Genomic DNA, 2,252 nt, shown 5'->3' with positions numbered 1-2,252 from the left:
AGCCACTCATGAACTACTGTGACCACAAATATCATTTATGGTTTTTTCTACCGCGCGCGGAAGAGCAACCAATTTGGAACCATAGAAAGTGGCTTTCCATTGCAGAGCCCTTCAACCAAATCATTACAAGCTGCCGTGGAAACACTTCGGTCAGGTCGCAGCAACTCGAAGCAATCGGAAAAAACCAAGTTAAATTCGGCCGCATTGGGTGGAATGAGAAATCACACCAAAAATGGTGCCACAGCGACGTCGAAGACAAAATATTTATTGATACACAAATCTGGACACCATCGCTGGGCCAGTGTGAAAAAGAGAGTGTCCCTCCTGATTTCTTCATGGCAATGAATAACCGCGCCCACTCCAGTGACACTGAGCTAACATTTGGCTCCGTTATCATAATGGCGCTCAGGGCTGAGACATTTCATAAAGAACAACCAATTACGAGCACAATTTGCAATGTAACCAATCCAGTTCTTTGGGGATATTGTCAGAGACCCTGGGGTATAAAGCTAAACAACTCTGGTGCCTACACAAACTCTATCCAACATATGGCAGTTACTGGACTGCTAAAAACAGGCAACTGGCAGGGTAAGGCGCTAGATAGCAACTGCCTCATGGATGACTGGGAAGAGGTATTCTGCTGTGGCATCTAACAACTGGTTCAAATCGTTCGCTCCGCTCACTGGGACGGGCTAAAGCCCGCCCCTTAACCAAACGTTAGACGCCTTCATCTGGAGTATTGGATGCTCACATTAAAACGAATTATTGCCCTAATTTTTATTTTTACATCTGGCTATGCTATGACAAACAACCAAGAGCTCGACGGACAGATCTCAGAAGCTGCTGAATATTTCTCAGGAGCGATTTCTGGAGACATTGATATTCTCTTGTCTACAAAATTAGATAGGAAAAGACTGGACTACTCATTGGAAAGCCTAGATGCAGTAAGTGCCTGGCTATCTGCGCTACGCGCAACAAATATAAACTCTCAAACAGAAGGTGTAGCAGACTCTATAATTTGGTCTGGTGCATACGTAGGCGAGGTTATTAAGCGTTGCGCCCAAGAGCCGTACTCTTGGAAACGATATGAGGATTACATGGCTACGCAGAATGAAAGCCTACGAAATGTAATCCCCTATACTTTTGGAACACAATTCATTCTTTCCTCAAATACCGGAGCAATGACTTTGCCCGTAAACAAAGTAATACGTTTCCTTGAGGAAGGCCCGGAGAATGACCTCCGCTTCTACGCATCAGCGGAATGCAAGCCAGTTCGTTAAGGCGTCTAACAATTGGTTCAAATCGCTCGCTGCGCTCACTGGGACGGGCTAAAGCCCGCCCCTTAACCAAACGTTAGGCAGCTCCGGGAAATTTCCGGGCTTAGTTTTTAACCGCAATATCGCGTCGCCAGCAAGTCGCATAGTTAGTGGCATTATTAAAGGGAGTTTGTTTATGCCGGACACCGTCACAATTAACTTACCGCGCTCCCCCTTTCGCTTGGCGGCGTCAGCCTTTTCTTTCTGCGTTGGTGCGACTACCGTGTCGGGCAGGCCAGGCCTAACAACTGGCTCAAATCGTTCGCTGCGCTCACTGGGACGGGCTAAAGCCCGCCCCTTAGCCAAACGTTAGAGAATTATGCATATATCTACGCTCGGCCACCAAGAGCTCTTTCGCCCTGGAAGTGAGTGCAACGGATGTACCGTTGCAGAGAGAAGCTCATCAAATTTTTTAATAAATGATGAATCTCTACTTCATGCCATAGTGAAAGCAGATGGAGGGCATGATGACTTTATGGGCTGTTTTGTTAAAGGCTTTAATGCCCAAAACGAAGCCACTGCCAGAAAGCTAAAGCTGCTTACTGAGCCTGAAGACCGCGTACTGCTTTATATATGTCCCGAGTGTGGTGACATTGGCTGTGGCGCTTACTCCGCACACATAGTAAAAACCGATTCCGGTTACATATGGGAAAACTTTGCTTACGAAAACGGCTACGAAGAGTTACGCGTTATTGAAAACTTCGGGCCTTTTTTATTCGAACCTCTTGCTTATGAAGCTGCAATTGATCGCGCGGCCATTCTCTAACAAGTGGTTCAAACCGTTCGCTGCGCTCACTGGGACGGGCTAAAGCCCGCCCCTTAACCAAACGTTAGCCGCCGTTGGATTGTTGGTTCTTTTTAGTTCGGCAAGGATGCAGAAATGGTTTTGTTCTCACGCTCGGTTGAAAGCATTTTTTGGCGCTTATTTGCGCTGCC

3 protein-coding genes are annotated in these 2,252 nt (G+C 46.9%); all 3 read left to right on the top strand.

The window, feature by feature from the left end:
- Positions 1–653: hypothetical protein (locus tag P8H27_RS20460; protein WP_289639587.1), on the top strand; the 653-nt coding region annotated here is incomplete at its 5' end.
- A 90-nt stretch (positions 654–743) separates the two neighbouring features.
- Positions 744–1,280 carry a hypothetical protein gene (locus tag P8H27_RS20455; protein WP_289639586.1) on the top strand — a complete coding sequence of 179 codons (537 nt, stop codon included), beginning with the start codon at positions 744–746 and terminating at the stop codon, positions 1,278–1,280.
- A 355-nt stretch (positions 1,281–1,635) separates the two neighbouring features.
- On the top strand, positions 1,636–2,082 hold the full coding sequence (locus P8H27_RS20450; RefSeq protein ID WP_289639585.1) for a hypothetical protein: 447 nt from the start codon (positions 1,636–1,638) through the stop codon (positions 2,080–2,082).
- Positions 2,083–2,252: the final 170 nt, after the last annotated feature.

Source organism: Pseudomonas sp. sp1636 (assembly GCF_030376615.1).
Taxonomy (GTDB): domain Bacteria; phylum Pseudomonadota; class Gammaproteobacteria; order Pseudomonadales; family Pseudomonadaceae; genus Aquipseudomonas.
Note: the sequence above shows the minus strand (reverse complement) of the source record. Positions and strands in the feature narration are given on the sequence as shown.

Coding starts and splice junctions, on each gene's coding strand:
- P8H27_RS20455 (WP_289639586.1), top strand. CDS start 744: ATGCTCACATTAAAACGAATTATTGCCCTAATTTTTATTTTTACATCT.
- P8H27_RS20450 (WP_289639585.1), top strand. CDS start 1,636: ATGCATATATCTACGCTCGGCCACCAAGAGCTCTTTCGCCCTGGAAGT.